This window comes from Chitinibacter sp. FCG-7 (assembly GCF_040047665.1).
Taxonomy (GTDB): Bacteria; Pseudomonadota; Gammaproteobacteria; order Burkholderiales; family Chitinibacteraceae; genus Chitinibacter; species Chitinibacter mangrovi.
On sequence record NZ_CP157355.1, the window covers coordinates 2,221,592 to 2,238,810 of the forward strand.

Consider the following 17,219-nt stretch of genomic DNA (forward strand, 5'->3'; position numbering starts at 1 on the left):
GCAATCGCCAGCCTGCGCATCTCTTTAGCCCTTATTCGAGTTCACGCAGGCTTTGCTGCGCCATCTAATCATGCAGGCGGCGGCGAAATAGCCAGCGCTGTGCATCACTTTCCTGCTCAATCCACTGATAGCCTTCCAGATCAAACGCTTTGAGCTGCTCGGCGTCTTCAATCCCGTTGAGGGCAGCATAGCGCACCATCAGGCCACGTGCGCGCTTGGCATAAAAACTGATGATTTTGTACTGGCCGTTTTTATAGTCTTCAAACACCGGCGTAATCAGCCGTGCGGTGAGCTGCTTGGGTTTCACCGCTTTGAAATACTCATCGCTGGCCAGATTGACCACGGTGTGGCCCTCCAGCGCGTTGATGGTGTCGGTGATTTGCGTGCCCCAGAAATGGTAAAGATGATCACCGCGCGGGTTGGTCAGCCGCGTACCCATTTCCAGCCGGTAGGGCTGCATCAGATCCAGCGGGCGCAGCAGGCCATACAGGCCCGATAAAATCCGCAGATGATAGCTCAGGTAGTCAAGTTGCGCTGGCGCAAGGCTTTTGGCCGCCAGCCCTTCGTACACATCGCCCATAAACGCCAGCACGGCCTGTTTGGCGTTGCCGGGGTTAAAGTCGCTGTGCCAGCTGTGGTAGCGGCCGACGTTCAGTACCGCCAGTTCGTCGGAAATCTTCATCAGCTTGGCGATGTCGGAGGGGGATTTTTCGCGCAAAACGGTGATTAATTGCTGCGACTGATCCAGAAAATCCGGCAGCGTAAAGTGCGCCGTAGTCGGGGGCGTGGTGTAGTCCAGCGTTTTGGCCGGGGAAATCAACATCAACATCTGGGCTTGCTCGGTAGGGTATATGAATAAAGGCCAATACTGGATTGGCCTTTGGGGTTATACATTCCAGGGTATTTTAGCTAACGTCAACGCCTGAATCGCGCAGGCGGGCAGCCAGCTCCATGGCGGTTTTAACCTGCATTTTTTCCAGAATGCGCGCGCGATGCACTTCAACCGTTTTCATCGAAATCGACAAATCATCGGCAATTTGCTTGTTCAGGCGGCCGGTGAGAATCAGCTTCATCACCTCGGTTTCGCGTGGCGTCAGACAGGCTAGTCGCTCGCCAACGGCGGTGCGGTTTTCCCATTCGCTGCGATTCATCTGATCCATCGACAGGCAACCTTCGACCAAATCGACGATGTCATTATCCGAAAATGGCTTTTCGATAAAGTCGGCCGCACCTTGCTTGAGCGCGGCCACCGCCATCGGCACGTCGCCGTGGCCGGTGAGGAACACCACCGGCGGCGTGTAGGCGCGCTCTTGCAGCTTGCTAAACAACTCCATGCCGCCCATACCGGGCATGCGCACGTCCAGAATCAGGCAGCCAAACGCATCCGGATTGTAATTGGCCAGCAGTTCTTCGGCGCTGGCAAACAGCTGCGCCGAATGATTGCGGGTTGAAAACAGCCACGACAGAGCGTCGCGGATGGCGTCGTCGTCATCAACAATGGCAATGTGGCGATTAAGGCTCATAGGCTTCGCTCTCTATAGAAAGTGGCAGTGTAAAGTGAAAACAGCTTCCGCCCAAGGGGTTGGCTTCAACCCACAGACGGCCCTGATGGTGTTCGATGATCGAGCGGCAGATATTGAGCCCCATCCCCATCCCGCTGCCCTTGGTGGTATAGAACGGTTTGAAGAGTTGTTCCATCTGTTCGGTGCTAATGCCGGTGCCGCGGTCGGTGATGCTGACCGCCAGCATTTCATCGTCGCGGCGTACTTTAACATCTAATGTGCGTTGCTTGACCGGCGTTTCGGCCATCGCTTCGATGGCATTTTTCATCAGATTGAAAATCACCTGCTCCAGCATGACCGCGTCGGCATAAATCGGTGGCAAGTGGCGCGTATCGCTGACGCTGAGTTTGACCTGGGCTTTTTTGATTTCGGCGCTAAGCAGCGTTTGTACCGTGTCGAGCAAATCGGCGATTTCGCAGCGCTTGCGATGCGGTGCGCGCCGCTGCACAAATTCGCGAATGCCGCGAATAATCTGGCCCGCACGCTTGGCCTGTGCGGCCATTTTCTCGATCGCCTGATCAAGCTGGGCAATATTGGGGTTGTCCTGTGATAAGACATTGCGACAGCCAGTGGCGTAGCTGGCAATCGCCGCCAGCGGCTGATTCAGCTCGTGCGCCAGGCTGGAGGCCATTTCGCCCATGCTGATCAGCCGCGTGGTTTGTTGCAATTGCTCTTTCTGCTGGCGCTCCTGCTCCTGCGCATTTTTGAGCATGGTGATGTCGGTGGCGATTTCCAGCCAGACTTCGGAGCCATCAACCCAGATGCTGCTGCGGCTTTTCACCTGATACCAATGCTGGTGGTAATCGTCAAACCACTCGCTATCGACTGGCGCGCCTTTGCTGCGGCGAACCAGCGGAATATTGCAATAGCGGCCATGCCGATCCGGGATATTGAACGCGCTATCAAAATGGCGGTTGGACAACAGTAGCTCGCCGCTCACCGCGTCGGAAACCGAAACGGCCGCGTCCAGACCATTGAGCACCGCCACGAAACGCTCGTGCGAAGCTTGCAGCGCCTCGCGCTCGCGTTGCAACTCGGTAATATCGTAAATCGCGCTGATCCAGCCGGTATGCACGCCATCGCCGTCGATCAGCTTGGCGGCATACAGGCGTACGTCAAAACGCTCGCCATTGCTACGCATAAAGCGCATCTGGTAGCCGGTGGTATCGGCGCGCCCGCTTAGAATGGCGCGATAAATAGCCATGCATTGCTCGATTTCTTCCGGTGGCCAGTAGGGCATGGGGTGGGAGGCGCCGAATAATTGCTCCTGGCTATAGCCGACCATCTCGCAAAAAGCGCGGTTCACATAAAACAGGCGGCCTTGCAAATCCATCGCGCGGATGCCGGTGACCAGCGAGTTTTCCATTGATTCGCGCAAGGCTTGTTCTTGACGCAGCTGGGCCTCGGTTTTTTGCCGCTCCTTGATATGCCGTCGTAGCGCCCAGGTGGACGCCAGCATCAGCAAGGAGAGCGCCGCCACCACAATGGTCAGCGCGGTTTGCCAGCTATCGCGTCGCTGGGCGTAGACGTGGGCGGTCAGCGTCAGCTGATTGGGCGGCCACGACAGATCAATGCTGCTATTGAATTTGCTGGCGTCGTGCGCGCGGTCAAATTTGCCGGCAATCAGCTTTTCCTTGTCCCACAGGCTGATCTGGTAGCGCTGCGAAATCCACCACGGCACTTGCTGCTGCAGCATGGTGCGCAAATTAAGCTGGGCAATCAGTACATGGCGGCCATTGAAATTCAGCCGGATCGGCACGGCAATCGCCAGCGTCGGGCTATCGGGTACGTCCAGAATAATGCGGCTATAGCTACTCGATTCGCCAGCCAGCACGGCGTCACGGATCGCGATAATGGCCGGGTGATGATAATCGGGCAGGCCGCCGGGATTGATTTCCGGTTGCCGCCAGCGCCGCTGGCCGGTTTCATCGACGTATTCGAGCGAGATGATTTCTGGCGAATCCTGCAGCAGCGACAAGGTGCGTGCGGTAAATTCAGCCGAGGCCAGCCCGTCGGTCGCCATGCTGGCGGCCACGGTGCGCAGCTGGTGCGTGAAGTTTTCCACTCGGGTATTGAGCGCCTGCTTTTGCCAGAGCAGATCCTGCGTCAGGCTGTGATTGCGCGCTGATTGCTCGCTGTAGGCGGTAAAAATCAGAAAGGCTGCCAGCGCCAGACTGAAGAGCGCGGCAGCAAATGAAGGCAGCGTCAGTAGCCAGCGCGAGGCCAGCGGCTTGCTTCTGAGCGAGGATTTGGGGGATTTTTTCATTGCTTCAAACAGTCAGGGTAAGCATGCAGCTGGCGGGGCATCGTGATTACCCCACCGCGTACTGAGCGGTCAAAGACCTGTTTTTACCTCATTGACCAGCGGCAGGCCAGCGGCAAAGTCGCTGATATTCTGCAGTGTGGTATTGGCGATGTTTTTCAGTGCCTCGTCGGTCAGATAGCCCTGATGCGAGGTAATCAGCACATTCGGAAAAGTGGTCAGGCGTGCCAGCGTATCGTCTTTGAGTACGCTGTCGGACAGGTCTTCAAAAAACACGCCTTCTTCATGCTCGTACACGTCCAGACCCAGGCCGCCAATCTGCCCGGATTTGAGCGCCGCAATCGCCGCCTTGGTGTCGATCAGCCCGCCGCGGCTGGTGTTGATAATCACCACGCCGGTTTTCATCGTGGCAATCGAGTGTGTGTTGAGCATATGGTGTGTGCTTTCAAGCAAGGGCGTGTGCAGCGAAATAATATCGGCCCGCGCCATCACTTCTTCTTGCGACATAAAAGTGCAATCGACATCGCAATGTGCAGGCGGAAACGGATCATACGCCAGCACGGTGCAGCCAAATCCACGCGCAATCCGCGCGGTGGCCAGACCAATTTTGCCAGCACCCAGAATGCCGAATGTTTTTCCGTGCAGATTAAAGCCTTCCAGCCCTTCAAGCAGAAAATTGCCCTCGCGCACGCGATTATAGGCGCGGTGCGTTTTGCGGCTGAGCGTGAGCAAAAGTGCAAACACATGCTCGGCCACGGCTTCGGGCGAGTAGGCCGGAACGCGTGTGACGGCAATGCCGAATTCGGCCGCAGCAGCCAGATCAACGCCATTAAATCCGGCACAACGCAGCGCAATCAGCTTGACACCCAGCTTGGCTAGCCGGCAGATGGTTTTGTGATCCAGGCGGTCATTGACGAAAGGGCACACCACGTCAAAATCTTCGGCCAGCGGCGCAGTGTGCGCGCCAAGACGTTCTTCAAAAAACACCAGCTCGTGGCCCACAGACTGATTGGCCGCTTCAAGCGTTGTGCGATCAAATCTTTTGCTATCAAACACCGCCACGCGCATGGGTTTACTCCTTGAAGTGGTGAGTCACCGTGGCATCCAAATCATGCCCCTGGTAATGCAGGCCGGAGAGCTTGTCGTCCAGCACCTTGCCCAGTGCCTCGGGCGTATCGTCCGGGTAGCGGACAATCGCCAGCGCATTGCGCTCGCCGTTGCCGTTTTCAACCCGGATTTCTGTTGGCTCAGGTGCGCCTAATTGCTGCGTCAACAGGGTGTAAATGTCTTCTGCGGTGCTCTCTACAGGCAGATTGCCGATGACTAATTGCATGCCAGACTCCTTGGGGTGGTGATGCTAGATTGCAGCTTTTTAGTGTTGATAGGTATACGGCTGAAGGCATTGATTCAATTGATCTACAGCCATATACCTGTTGTTTTTTTGGCATATTCAGATTTGGTGTTGATCATGCGTAGGGTGGGTTAGGCCGCCACGATCTTGCCTAAAACTAAAAAGGTATTTCGGCCGTAACCCACCATGAAGCTATTCTTATTGATACCGCGTCCCGGTGGGTTACGGCATAAAACCGCCTAACCCACCCTACGAATACCGCTTTTCATCGTCAAATCACAATATCCGGCCATATCAACACAGAATCTGAACATTGCCTGTTTTTTTATTGTGTTCAGATATTGTGTTGATCACGCGCAGGATGGCTTATTCCTTCACGCTAACACTATTTTTTCCTGCTACGGGTGGCAGGCGCTTCAGGATCTGGCTTGGGCTGCCGTTGTAGTAATGCGCGTAGTGGCTGGCGTTGGTGAGTACGGCTTTGACGTAATCGCGCGTTTCGCTAAATGGAATTGTTTCAATATAAATCGCGGCTTCCATTTCGTCATCGTCACGCCATTTGGCGGCGTTGCCCGGCCCTGCGTTATAGCCGGCGGTGGCCAGTACTGGGTTGCCACCAAAGCGCTCGTTCCAGTAGGCCAGATAGTAGCTGCCCAGCTGCGGATTGATTTCGGGGTCGCTCATGTCCGCCATCGTAAAATCGCTCATACCAAGTCGCTTGGCTACCCATTGCGCCGTGGCGGGCATCAGCTGCATCAGGCCGGTGGCGCCCGCGCTGGAGCGGATGTCGGCGATAAAGCGGCTTTCCTGCCGGATCAGGCCAAAGACCCAGGCGGGGTCAAGCCCGTAGGCTTTGGCGGCGGGCTCGACCGAATCGCGGTAGGGCTGCGGAAAGCGCAAGGTGAAATCCTGCATGCCTTTGGGGCGCATTGCCGAATAAATGCTGCGATCGTACATCCGGTTGCGCGAGGCCAGCTCGGCGGCGGCCAGCAATTGCTGATCGCTCAGGCCTTTCATCGCCCAGTTCCATTCGCGCGTGGCTTCAGTGCGCCAGCCTTGTGCGTTCAGTTGCAAGGCGCGTTGCACGCCGGGCAGGCTGTGGATGGCTTTGAGGTCTTCCGAGTTGGCTTTGTAAACCGGCGTTGGCGCGCTCAGAATCTGTCCGATTTCTTCCCGCGCCAACAGGCCGTAAAAATCGAGCTGATCGGACAAACCCAGCCACAAGGCATTGGCGGCCGCACTCTGATTGCGCGCGAGCAAGGCGCGGGCTTTCCAGTAGCGCCAGGCGTTGTCTTGCTGCAAATGTGCGGGCAGGGCATTGATGCGCTGTTCAACCATTTTCCAGTCGCTGACGCGCAGCGCGGCACGAATGGCCCACTCGCGATCATCGTCGCTGATGTCGTTCAGGTGAGCACGCTCAAGCCAGCGCGATGCTTCGGGCAAAAGGCGGCGTGCCGCCAGCAAGCCCAGCTGCTGCCAGGCAAATTGCTGATCTGCCGGCGCTAGCCAGCTGGCCGAGCTGATCAGACTGGCTGCTTGTTGCGGGTTCTTCCTGCCAATTTTTTCAACTGCATACAGCCACAATTCGCGGCCAGCGCGGCTATTGGTATTGATTTTGCCTATGCTTTTTTCCGGCGCGTTGTGGACGACGCTGACCGATTTGGCGCCAAGCTCGGGCGGGTTGCCCACGCGGGATGCCAACTGGCGTGCCAAGTCGGGCTGGCTCGTGCTGCTGTTGGCGCTACTGCTAAATGCCTGCCGGATGCGCCACCAAGCGTCTTCCTCACTCAGCAGGCCGTTGGCAAACAAGGTATCAAATAGCATATTGCACGCGCCGGGTAGCGCTTTGGCGTTAAACCACAGGTTTTTGTGATTGGCGATGCTTGAGGCGTCACCGCGCAGCAAGGCGGCCTGCTGCTTGAAGCAGATCTGTTCGGTATTGGGGCTATCGAGCCGCGTATAAAGCGCTTCGTACTCGGGCCAGCTCTGGCGGCGCGCCAGCTCTTTTAGCCATTCGTTGGTAAAGCGCTCGGCCAGTGGGCTAGGGCTGTAGCGCTGGATAAACTGGTTCGCATCGGCTGAATCGGTCTGGTTGATCTGGGTGCTGAGCAAATAAAACCGTGGATACATTTCCAGCGGATCGCCCGTGCTTTGTTCGCTGATCTGGGCCAGTGTCGCCAGATCACGGGCGCGGGCCGCTTCACGGACTTGGTCAAGGTTGATGCGGGCATTGGCGCTGGCTGCCAGCAGGCAGCTCAGGACGAGCAGTACGGATTTTTTCAGCATGGCGTGCAGCGTGTCGGATTTAAAAAGGTCAGGGGCGGCTGTTGTCGGCCAATATTGCTTACGCTGGCCAGCCCCGGAAGGCTTAAGCATAAACGAGCCAAGCGCTGATGTCTTGCGGCGAAGGCCTGATTTTATTCAGCTCGGCGTAGGTATTTTGCCGCAATTGCTGCATTGCAGCGTTGTTGCCGTGTTGCAGAGCGCCGCTTGTCGTGATGACTCATGGCTATTACCCGACAAAAACAAGTAGAATTGCGAACATTCAGAACGTAAACGCGCCCAGTGCGCCCAAAGAGCCATGCTGACTTTTCAGGAAATTCTATTAAAACTCCAGAATTACTGGAGCGACCACGGTTGTGCCTTGCTGCAGCCTTATGACATTGAAGTCGGTGCCGGTACATTCCACACCGCTACTTTCTTGCGCTCGCTTGGCCCTGAGCCTTGGAACGCGGCCTACGTGCAGCCTTGCCGCCGCCCGAAAGACGGCCGCTACGGCGAAAACCCAAACCGCTGCCAGCATTACTACCAATATCAAGTCGCGCTGAAACCATCGCCGGATAATATCCAGGAGCTGTATCTGGGCTCGCTCGAATACCTTGGTATCGACACCAAAGTCCACGACGTGCGTTTTGTCGAAGACGACTGGGAAAGCCCGACTTTGGGCGCGTGGGGTTTGGGCTGGGAAGTGTGGCTCAACGGCATGGAAGTGACGCAATTTACCTACTTCCAGCAAGTCGGCGGCCTCGATTGCAAGCCGGTATTGGGCGAAATCACTTATGGTGTCGAGCGTCTGGCGATGTACCTACAAGGCGTCGACAACATCTACGACATCGTCTGGACTGAATATCCGAACGGTCAGAAAGTGACCTACGGCGATATTTACCACCAGAACGAAGTTGAGCAATCAATCTACAACTTCGAGCAATCGAACGTGCCTTTCCTGTTTGATCAGTTCAATCACTTTGAATCCGAAGCACGTCGCCTGATTGAAGGCGGCCTGGCGCTGCCGGGTTTCGAGATGGTGATGAAATGCTCGCACATGTTCAACTTGCTCGACGCGCGGGGTGCGATTTCGGTGACTGAGCGTGCCGCCTACATTGGCCGCGTGCGCACACTGGCACGATTAGTCGCGCAAGCGTATTACGACTCGCGCGAGGCGCTGGGTTTCCCGATGTGTTCACCCGCTGAATTAGGTGCTGCAAAGTAAGTTGAACAAGGAGCTTTCCATGCGATCTCTTCTAACGGCTTCACTGCTGGGTTTATTGATCTTGCCCCTTGCGGGTTGCGGTAAATTTGAAGATGGCATGGAAGGCCCCGAGCCAGTGCCTTACAAAAAAACCGATTGGCGTAGTTACGGCAAAATGCCCGAGTTTGAAACGTTGGTTGATGTGAATTCGATCAAGCACGACGAAGGCTTTGCCGAGCAGAACTACACCTTTGTCTGGATGGTGCAGCGCTTTAACGAAGACCAGATTGATGGCACTTCCAAAGGCAAATACCGCAATAAATACACGCGGCAGGTGATCGATTGCCCATCGGGCAAAATGGCTGGCGTGGCGGTGTCGATGAATGACGAAAATGACGACGAAGTAGCCCGCTACGATGTGCCGGGTTTTCAGTGGGAATTTGCCAAGCCTGAGCCTGGTACTTTTGGCGAAGACTTTGTGAACCAGATTTGTAAAATGATGGCGGCCAAAGACGCTGCAGAAAACGAGTAAGCACAAAGCCCGATCAGGCGCTTTGTTCAACGATTAAGAGGTGGCTGCACAGCGGCCAAATAGACATGAATCCAACACTACTGATTGAACTCTTTACCGAAGAATTGCCACCCAAAGCGCTGCCCAAGCTGGGCGCGGCGTTTGCCGATGGTATTTTTGCCGAGCTGGTGAAACTGGGCTTTGCGCCTGCTGGTGCTGAAGCGGGGACCTTCACAAGCTATGCTAGTCCACGCCGTCTGGCGGTAACGATTAGCGACGTGGCGGCTGTGCAGCCTGAGCAGTCGATTGAAAAACGCGGCCCGGCGGTATCGGCCGGTATGAAAGACGGCAAGCCTAGCCCGGCTTTGCTCGGTTTTGCTCGCTCTTGTGGCCTCGCACCCGAAGCGGTTGATAGCCTCGAAACGGTTCATGACGGCAAGCAGGACGTGTATGTATTTCGTTCGGTCAAAGCCGGTGAAGCGCTCGCCGCCGTATTGAGCGACATCGTAGCCGCCACGCTGAAAAAATTGCCTGCGCCAAAAATGATGCGCTGGGCTGACCGCGAAGGCCAGTTTATCCGTCCGGTACACGGCCTGACGATGTTGCACGGCGCTGACGTGATTGCCGGTCAAGTGCTGCACCTCGAATCTGGCCGCACGACGCGTGGCCATCGTTTCCTGTCCAAAGGTGAAATCAGCCTGAACACGGCCGAAGGCTACGCACGCCAGATGCACGATGAAGGCAAAGTGATCGCCAGCTTCGCCGCCCGTCGCGCGCTGATTGGTGAAAAACTCAAAGAAGCCGCTGCCGCGCTGAACGCCACGATTGCCGCAGATGATGCATTGTTTGACGAAGTGACTGCGCTGGTTGAATGGCCGGTGGTACTGAAAGGCGAATTTGAAGCCGAATTCCTGCAAGTACCGCAGGAATGCCTGATTCTGACGATGCAGCAAAACCAGAAATACTTCCCGCTGCTCGACGCCAACGGCAAGTTGATGAATCAGTTCTTGCTGGTCTCAAATCTGCAAACCGACGACCCAAGCCACATCATCAACGGTAACGAGCGCGTACTGCGTGCGCGTCTGTCGGACGCGAAATTCTTCTTCGAGCAGGACAAAAAAGCCAAGCTCGACACCCGCGTTGGCAAATTGGCCAACGTGGTTTACCACAACAAGATTGGCTCGCAGCTCGAACGCGTAACGCGTCTGGAAACCATCGCCGGTGAAATCGCCAAGCTGCTTGGTGCTGATGTGTCAAAAGCCACCCGCGCCGCGTATCTGGCGAAAGCCGATTTGTCGACCGATATGGTTGGCGAATTCCCCGAGTTGCAGGGCATTATGGGTCAGTATTATGCCAAGCACGATGGTGAAGATACCGAGGTGGCGTATGCGGTTGAAGCGCACTACAAACCTAAGTTTGCGGGCGATACCCTGCCAGAAGGCGCGATTGCGCAAGCCGTTTCACTGGCCGACAAGCTAGAAACACTGGTGGGGATCTATGGCATTGGCCTGATTCCGACCGGCGATAAAGACCCGTTCGCGCTGCGCCGCGCTGCGTTGGGCGTATTGCGCATGGCCTTGGTTCAGCCATTGGATTTGAAAGTCTTGCTCAGCACTACTGCAGCAAGCTTTCCCGCTGGCTTGATCGCGGAAGGTACGGTGGAAGGCCTGTATGGCTTTATGCTTGATCGCCTGAAAAACCTATTGGCTGCGGAATACCCTGCGGCAGATATTGACGCAGTATTGGCGCTTAAACCGACCCAAATTAACGACGTCACTGTGCGTTTGGCTGCGGTGGCTGAATTCAAAGCATTGGCCGAATCGGCTGCGCTCGCTGCAGCGAACAAACGTATTCGCAATATCCTGAAAAAAGTCGAAGGCGAAGTGCCGGCGCTGAACGAAGTGCTACTGCAGGAAGCGGCCGAGAAAGATCTGTTTGCCGCTCTGCAAGCCGTACAAGACCCGGTGAATACTGCGCTGGCAGCGAATGACTTTACCAATGCATTGAAGCAGCTCGCCGCATTGAAAGCGCCGGTTGATGCATTCTTCGATGGTGTGATGGTGATGGCAGATGATCTGGCGGTACGTGGTAATCGTTTGGCTTTGCTGAGCAGCTTGGCTGAATTGATGAACCGAGTGGCCGAATTGTCTTTGTTGGCTGATTAATAGTTGGTGGCTTACGCCCCAAGGCTGCTTTCTTCAGGGTGCGCCTTGGGCTAAGCCACCCTACCTGATTGGGAAAACCGATGCCCGCTGCAAAAAATGATGCGATCAAGCTGTTGATTCTGGATCGGGATGGCGTGATTAATCATGATCGCCCGGACTTTATCAAATCGCCCGATGAATGGCTGCCGATTGCCGGTAGCCTGGAAGCGATTGGCGAGTTAACGCGCGCAGGCTGGACCATTGTCGTGGCCACCAATCAAAGCTGCATCGGGCGCGGTATTATCAACGTGGATATGCTCAACCAGATTCACGCCAAAATGCACCGCGCGGTGGTCAATGCCGGTGGACATATTGATGCCATTTTCTTCTGTCCGCACGCGCCCGATAGCGGCTGCGAATGCCGCAAACCCGCGCCGGGCATGGTGCTGGATATTGCGCGCCGCTTTCGCGTGGATGTGGAAGACTGCCTGATGGTGGGCGATTCGCTGCGTGATCTGCAAGCGGTGGCCAGCGCGGGCGGGCAGGCGATTCTGGTACGTACCGGCAATGGCGGCAAAACCGAAGCGGATCCGCAATTGCCTGCTGGTACTCGTATTTTTGACGATCTGGCCGCAGTTTGCGACGCCTTGCTGGCCGAATAATGGCCGGTGTTTTAATCCCTTCTGACTTTCAAAAAGTAGCTCAATGATCTGGTTTCGCTCCGTTTTATATAGCTTGGGTTTGGTGGTGTTAACGCCGGTATTTGCCTTGATTGCCTTGCTGATTTTTCCGCTCTCGGCGGTCAATCGCAATAAAATCATCGCCTGGTGGTCGCGGCTGATGTTTGCCTGGCTCAAAATCACGTGCGGGCTGAGCTTTAAAGTTGAAGGCGCAGAAAACATCCCGCACGGCCCGGCGATGATTATGTGCAAGCACCAGTCGGCGTGGGAAACGATGGCCTTGCAGCTGATTTTCCCGCCGCAAGTGTGGGTGCTTAAACGCGAATTGCTGAAAATCCCGTTTTTTGGCTGGGGTTTGTCGGCCACGTCACCGATCGCGATTGATCGCGGCCAGCGTGCACAGGCGCAGCGCCAATTGATGGAGCAAGGGCGTGATCGCTTAAACAAAGGCTTGTGGATTGTGATTTTCCCCGAAGGTACACGCATCAAGCCGGGCGAGCGCGGCCAGTACAAGCAGGGTGGCGCACGGCTGGCGAAAGATCTGGACGTGCCGATTGTGCCGGTGGCGATGAATTCGGGTGAGTTCTGGCCGAAAAATTCATTCTGCAAATGGCCGGGCGAAATCACCGTGCGGATCGGCAAACCGATTCTGCCCGAAGGCAAAAACTCGCTGGCGTTGATCAACGAGGTTGAAGCCTGGATCGAAGGCGAAATGGAACAAATCACCGGCCGCGGCCCCTGCTACCGCAAGGGTGGGGAATAAGGTGACAGGGCAAATTGCCTCCAATCTCACCTGTGATATTTTCAATACGTATTTGTCCGAGCCTCGCTGGTGTATCTAGGGCTTAGAACCCCCTGTCGCCCATCGCCGAAGGAGTGGAGTGAGACAAACAGCTTTACCGTTTGGCTCGCGACCGACCGAGGGTAGCCCGGAGGGCCGCAGGCGGGGGTCGCCTTCTCTTGCTTACTTCTCTTGGCGAAGCAAGAGAAGTAAGTCCCCGTCGCGGATTGCGACTATAAAACATCGCGCCGAAGGCGCTAAAAACAATCAATACGAATTGAGAATGTTGCCATCTCATCAGATGTATAGCCATGCAGCGCATGTTTGAATTGGCCTCTGGCCATATACCCTACATCATCGAGCGCAGTGCCCGCCGTCGCAGCATCGGTTTGAAAATTGATGCCACGGGCCTGACGATTATCCTGCCGCAACGCGCGCCGCTGGCTGAGGCCGAGCGCGTGATTCGCCTGAAACTCAACTGGATTCAAGCCAAGCTGGCCGAGCGCGAAGCGCGCCCACCCGCGCCAGCAGCCAGCCTGCATTGGGGCGCAGCCGTCTGGTGGCTGGGCGAGCAGCGCGCTTTGCAGTCGGCCTTGCGCGGCAAGCTCACTGACGAGGCTTTGTGGCTCTGTGCGGCCAGTGAAGCGCATATCCCCGAGGCGCTGGCACGCTTTTACCAGCGCGCCGCGCGCCCGTATTTTGCCGAGCGTGTGGCCATCTGGTCGGAGCGGATGAATTTGCACCCCGCGCAGCTGGCCCTGTCCTCGGCGCGCACGCGCTGGGGGAGCTGCACATCGCAAGGCGTGGTGCGGCTGAGCTGGCGTCTGATGCAGGCACCGCCCAATGTGATCGACTATGTGGTGATCCACGAGCTGGCGCATCTGGCCGAAATGAATCATTCGGCGCGCTTCTGGGCGATTGTTGCGGCAGCCTGCCCGCAATGGAAAAACGAGCGTGCGTGGTTAAAGCAACACGGCGCCGCTTTGCTTACATGGTGATTTTGGCCAAGTGATTGTTTTATCAAAATAATTGCTAAAAATTGCTTTCGTCATGGTCTTGTAAGTGGCTTTTTCTGACTACATTTTGCTTGTCATTTTCATTCAGCCCTGATAAATTTTGCCGGCGAATAAGAGCCGTTTTTTTATTCGTTAAAATCGAAAAAAATCAAATGCTTAAATGCGGCTAGATCAGAGAATACTAATCAACGCAGTGAAGCACACCACATTCCAAAGATGGAGAAGATCAATGCATGAACAACGCACTGGGCGTGCTCTGCCCGTACGTATTGCGCTGGCATTAGGCCTGTTTGGCGCTACACAGCTGGTTTCTGGTCACGGCACGATGGAAGTACCGATCAGCCGCGTTTTAAGCTGCTTTAAGGAAGGCCCGGAAAGCCCGAAATCGGCGGCGTGTCAGGCTGCGGTTGCTGCTTCAGGCGGCCCGCAATTCCTGTACGACTGGTCGGGTGTAAACCAGTTGCCAAATGGCGATCACAAAGCATTTGTGAAAGACGGCCAGCTGTGTTCTGCCAGCAAATCCAACTACGCAGGTCTGGATCTGGCGCGTACCGATTGGCCAAGCAGCAATATCGCTCCAGATGCCAACGGCAATTTCGAATTCATCTTCAATGCACCAGCACCGCACCAGACACGTGACTGGGTGTTCTACGTGACCAATGACACCTGGAACCCGACTACACCGTTGAACTGGAGCCATCTGGATCAGTTCTGCAAACTGGGCAATGTGCCTGTGACGGCAGACAAACGCTACAAAATGAGCTGCCAATTGCCTAAGAAAACCGGCAAGCAGATCATCTACGTGACCTGGCAGCGTTCTGACAGCGCTGAAGCATTCTACTCATGCTCGGACGTGAATTTCTCCGGCGGCGTATCAACGTACAAAGAACTGGGTCAAATCCGTGCTCAGCAAAATCTGGCCGAAAAATCAGTGGTTTCTTTCCGCCTGTTTGACTCGGCGGGTAGCGATCTGGAAAACGTTCAGCTGACCGCTGGTTTTGACGCCCAGACTGGCGCTGACACCACACAAATGGACATCTGGCCCTACTTCCTGGCACAGAAAGTGAACGCGGCTTCTCGCTACGTCAGCATTGGTGTACTGCAGTCAAATGGCTCGGTTGTACCGGTGCAAAGCGCACAGGAAAACCGCGTTTACAGCCGCAGCGGTACTGATTATGTTTACCGTGTCGACATCGCAGCGCCATCAGGTACAACACCAGCGCCAACGGCAAAACCAACGGCCACGCCAGCACCGACTGTAGCGCCGACGGCTACGCCTGCTCCAACTGCAACGCCAGCGCCAACAGCAGTACCAACGGCTAGCCCGAAACCGACCGCAACGCCGGTTTCAACGCCTAAGCCAACGGCAACGCCAGTGGTGACAGTGAAACCAACGGCTACGCCAGTGGTAACGGTGGCACCAACTGCTACACCAACGGCAACGCCAGCGGGTAGCACTTGCGTGGCCGCATGGGAATCAGGCAAGGTTTACGCTAACCCTGGCAATAAAGTGAGCCACAAAGGCCGTAACTTCGAAAACAAATGGTGGACAACCAACGAAGCGCCGGACGTGAACAGCCAGTGGGGCGTTTGGAAAGATCTGGGCGTTTGCAAATAAAGCGCTCTGATTTTCAGCTCTGACAAAACCCCACCCAAGCGGTGGGGTTTTGTTTATGCAGGCAGAGATTGTGTCAGCGGCCAGCTAATTAATTGTCCGATAGCGGAGTGACGACGGCAGCTTGTGGTGCAGTTACCGGCTGCGCCTGAACTTTGCTCGCGTCGGCTTTGCTGGCAGCTTCATAGGCGTAGCTGCCTGCGGCAATTGCGCCAGCGCCGATGGTTTTGGTGGCTTCATAGGTCACGCCTACGGCGGTGGTCGTTACGCTGATGGCGGCTGCGCCCACCATCGCGGTGGTGGTGACAACGGCGCAGCCAGTCTGGAGCAGGCTGCCGAACAGGATAAAAAGAGTCAGTATTGGTTTCATTGTGTTGTGTCACGGGAAAGAGCGGTGATTGTCGGTTAAACTGCGCAACTCGTCGAGTTGACCCTGCTGGATGGCTTTTATTTCATGCAACGCATCCTGATTACCAAAATTACTTCTCTGGGTGATGTGCTATTTGCCTTGCCGATGCTTAATGACATCCGGCGACATTTTCCCGGCGTTAAAATCGACTGGGTGGTTGATCAGCAATGCGCGGCTTTGCCCGCCATGCATCCGGCGCTGGATCGGGTGATTGCTGTGCCGCTACGGGGCTTGAAAAAAATGCCGCTACGACAGGCCGCCAAAGCCTTGAAAGACGCTTTAGGCGTCTTGCGCCAGCAGCGCTACGATGTGGTGCTCGATTGTCACGGCATGATCAAGAGCGCGTTACTTAGCCGGGTGGCGCATTCGGCGCTGATTATCGGCCCGCCCGATTACCGGCTGGGCGAGCCGGTGGCGCGTTATGCCTATCACCGCCAGGTGTCGCCCGACGCCGCTTTGCCTGCTATTGACTGGTATCGCCAGTATGCGGCGCTGGCTTTGTCGTACACGGTGTCCGGCTTGCCCGATTTTGGCCTGCAAGCGCCGCATTTTCAGCCGGACTGGTTGCCAGCGCAGCCCTATGTCTTGTGTTTTCACGCTGCATCCAAGGCCGAGAAAACCTGGCCGCTCGAATCCTGGCTGACCGTATTGCGTGCGCTGGAAGGGCAGGGGATTGCGGCGGTATTGCCCTGGGGCGCGCCGCATGAACACGAGTTTGCCCAGCGGCTGGCGCAGGCTCTTACGCTGGCCAAAGTAGCACCCGCCTTGAGCATCACCGAAATGGCGGGTTTGATGGCCGGGGCCGAACGGGTGATCGGCGTAGATACCGGTATGACGCATCTGGCTGAAAGCCTTGCCAGACCTACGATTGCGCTATATACCGTTACCAATTCGGCCACCTACCATCCACACTGGAATCCAGCGGCGTTTTCGGTTGGTGGCAATGGCTGGGTGCCTTCGGCAGAAGACGTGCTGGCTTTGCTGACTTAGCCGCTGGGCTGGATTTGGCCGCATTATGTACGCGGCCGAAAAGCCTTTGTCGCTATGAGCAAGATCGTGGCGGCCTAATTCATCCTACGCGTAATCAATACTAACCGCTGATTAGGCAATGTTCTCAATTTGTGCTGATCGTTTCTAGCGCCTTCGGCGCGATGTTTTACAGTCGCAATCCGCGACGGGGACTTACTTTCTTTGGGATGTTATGTAACCCCGTCCCCAAAGAAAGTAAGCATCGAGCGGCGCCCCCCGCCTGCGGCCCTCCGGGCTTCTAGCCTAAGGCCACGGCCTACGCTAAGGCAACAAGTTGCCAAGCTACGTCACGCCTCGGTCGGTCGCGAGCCAAACGGTAATGCTGTTTGTCTCGCTCCACTCCCTCAGCGATGGGCGACAGGGGATTTCAAGCCCTAGATCCACCTGCG

Annotated in this window: 15 protein-coding genes; 8 read left to right on the top strand and 7 right to left on the bottom strand. The window is 56.0% G+C overall.

Annotation, left to right across the window (positions count from 1 at the left end; genetic code table 11):
• Positions 1-64: 64 nt before the first annotated feature.
• The 6 genes from yaaA to ABHF33_RS10570 form a co-directional block, all read right to left on the bottom strand.
• Complete coding sequence (gene yaaA, locus ABHF33_RS10545; RefSeq protein ID WP_348943931.1) at positions 65-829, bottom strand: peroxide stress protein YaaA; 765 nt, start codon at positions 827-829, stop codon at positions 65-67.
• Between the two features lie 76 nt (positions 830-905).
• On the bottom strand, positions 906-1,523 hold the full coding sequence (locus ABHF33_RS10550; RefSeq protein WP_348943932.1) for a response regulator transcription factor: 618 nt from the start codon (positions 1,521-1,523) through the stop codon (positions 906-908).
• Positions 1,513-3,828 (bottom strand): PAS domain-containing sensor histidine kinase, encoded by a 2,316-nt coding sequence (locus tag ABHF33_RS10555; RefSeq protein ID WP_348943933.1) that lies wholly within the window; start codon positions 3,826-3,828, stop codon positions 1,513-1,515. Before ABHF33_RS10555 ends, ABHF33_RS10550 begins: the two co-directional genes overlap by 11 nt.
• Positions 3,829-3,897: 69 nt before the next feature.
• On the bottom strand, positions 3,898-4,893 hold the full coding sequence (locus ABHF33_RS10560) for a 2-hydroxyacid dehydrogenase (protein ID WP_348943934.1): 996 nt from the start codon (positions 4,891-4,893) through the stop codon (positions 3,898-3,900).
• Positions 4,894-4,897: 4 nt separating this feature from the next.
• Complete coding sequence (locus ABHF33_RS10565) at positions 4,898-5,158, bottom strand: hypothetical protein (RefSeq protein ID WP_348943935.1); 261 nt, start codon at positions 5,156-5,158, stop codon at positions 4,898-4,900.
• A 384-nt stretch (positions 5,159-5,542) separates the two neighbouring features.
• Positions 5,543-7,552 (bottom strand): lytic transglycosylase domain-containing protein, encoded by a 2,010-nt coding sequence (locus ABHF33_RS10570; protein ID WP_348943936.1) that lies wholly within the window; start codon positions 7,550-7,552, stop codon positions 5,543-5,545.
• Between the two features lie 205 nt (positions 7,553-7,757).
• On the opposite strand from ABHF33_RS10570, the gene glyQ reads away from it, so the two are divergent.
• The 7 genes from glyQ (at position 7,758) to ABHF33_RS10605 (ending at position 15,395) form a co-directional block, all read left to right on the top strand.
• Entirely contained in the window at positions 7,758-8,666 is a 909-nt protein-coding gene (glyQ, locus tag ABHF33_RS10575) for a glycine--tRNA ligase subunit alpha (protein WP_348943937.1), read from the top strand.
• 19 nt (positions 8,667-8,685) lie between these two features.
• The gene (locus ABHF33_RS10580; protein ID WP_348943938.1) at positions 8,686-9,177 is read left to right on the top strand and encodes a surface-adhesin E family protein; all 492 of its coding nucleotides are present in this window, start codon (positions 8,686-8,688) and stop codon (positions 9,175-9,177) included.
• A 65-nt stretch (positions 9,178-9,242) separates the two neighbouring features.
• A complete protein-coding gene (gene glyS, locus ABHF33_RS10585) occupies positions 9,243-11,321 on the top strand; it encodes a glycine--tRNA ligase subunit beta (RefSeq protein ID WP_348943939.1) in 2,079 nt (692 codons plus the stop codon).
• Positions 11,322-11,425: 104 nt separating this feature from the next.
• Entirely contained in the window at positions 11,426-11,962 is a 537-nt protein-coding gene (gene gmhB, locus ABHF33_RS10590) for a D-glycero-beta-D-manno-heptose 1,7-bisphosphate 7-phosphatase (RefSeq protein WP_348946629.1), read from the top strand.
• Between the two features lie 43 nt (positions 11,963-12,005).
• Positions 12,006-12,743 carry a lysophospholipid acyltransferase family protein gene (locus tag ABHF33_RS10595; RefSeq protein WP_348943940.1) on the top strand — a complete coding sequence of 246 codons (738 nt, stop codon included), beginning with the start codon at positions 12,006-12,008 and terminating at the stop codon, positions 12,741-12,743.
• A 329-nt stretch (positions 12,744-13,072) separates the two neighbouring features.
• The gene (locus ABHF33_RS10600; RefSeq protein ID WP_348943941.1) at positions 13,073-13,759 is read left to right on the top strand and encodes a M48 family metallopeptidase; all 687 of its coding nucleotides are present in this window, start codon (positions 13,073-13,075) and stop codon (positions 13,757-13,759) included.
• A 247-nt stretch (positions 13,760-14,006) separates the two neighbouring features.
• Positions 14,007-15,395: a lytic polysaccharide monooxygenase gene (locus ABHF33_RS10605; RefSeq protein WP_348943942.1), complete on the top strand. Its 1,389-nt coding sequence runs from the start codon at positions 14,007-14,009 to the stop codon at positions 15,393-15,395.
• 88 nt (positions 15,396-15,483) lie between these two features.
• Here ABHF33_RS10605 and ABHF33_RS10610 read toward each other — a convergent pair whose 3' ends face one another.
• Positions 15,484-15,762, bottom strand: coding sequence for a hypothetical protein (locus ABHF33_RS10610; protein ID WP_348943943.1), 279 nt, complete (start codon positions 15,760-15,762; stop codon positions 15,484-15,486).
• An 84-nt stretch (positions 15,763-15,846) separates the two neighbouring features.
• On the opposite strand from ABHF33_RS10610, the gene waaC reads away from it, so the two are divergent.
• Positions 15,847-16,791 carry a lipopolysaccharide heptosyltransferase I gene (gene waaC, locus ABHF33_RS10615; protein WP_348943944.1) on the top strand — a complete coding sequence of 315 codons (945 nt, stop codon included), beginning with the start codon at positions 15,847-15,849 and terminating at the stop codon, positions 16,789-16,791.
• Positions 16,792-17,219: the final 428 nt, after the last annotated feature.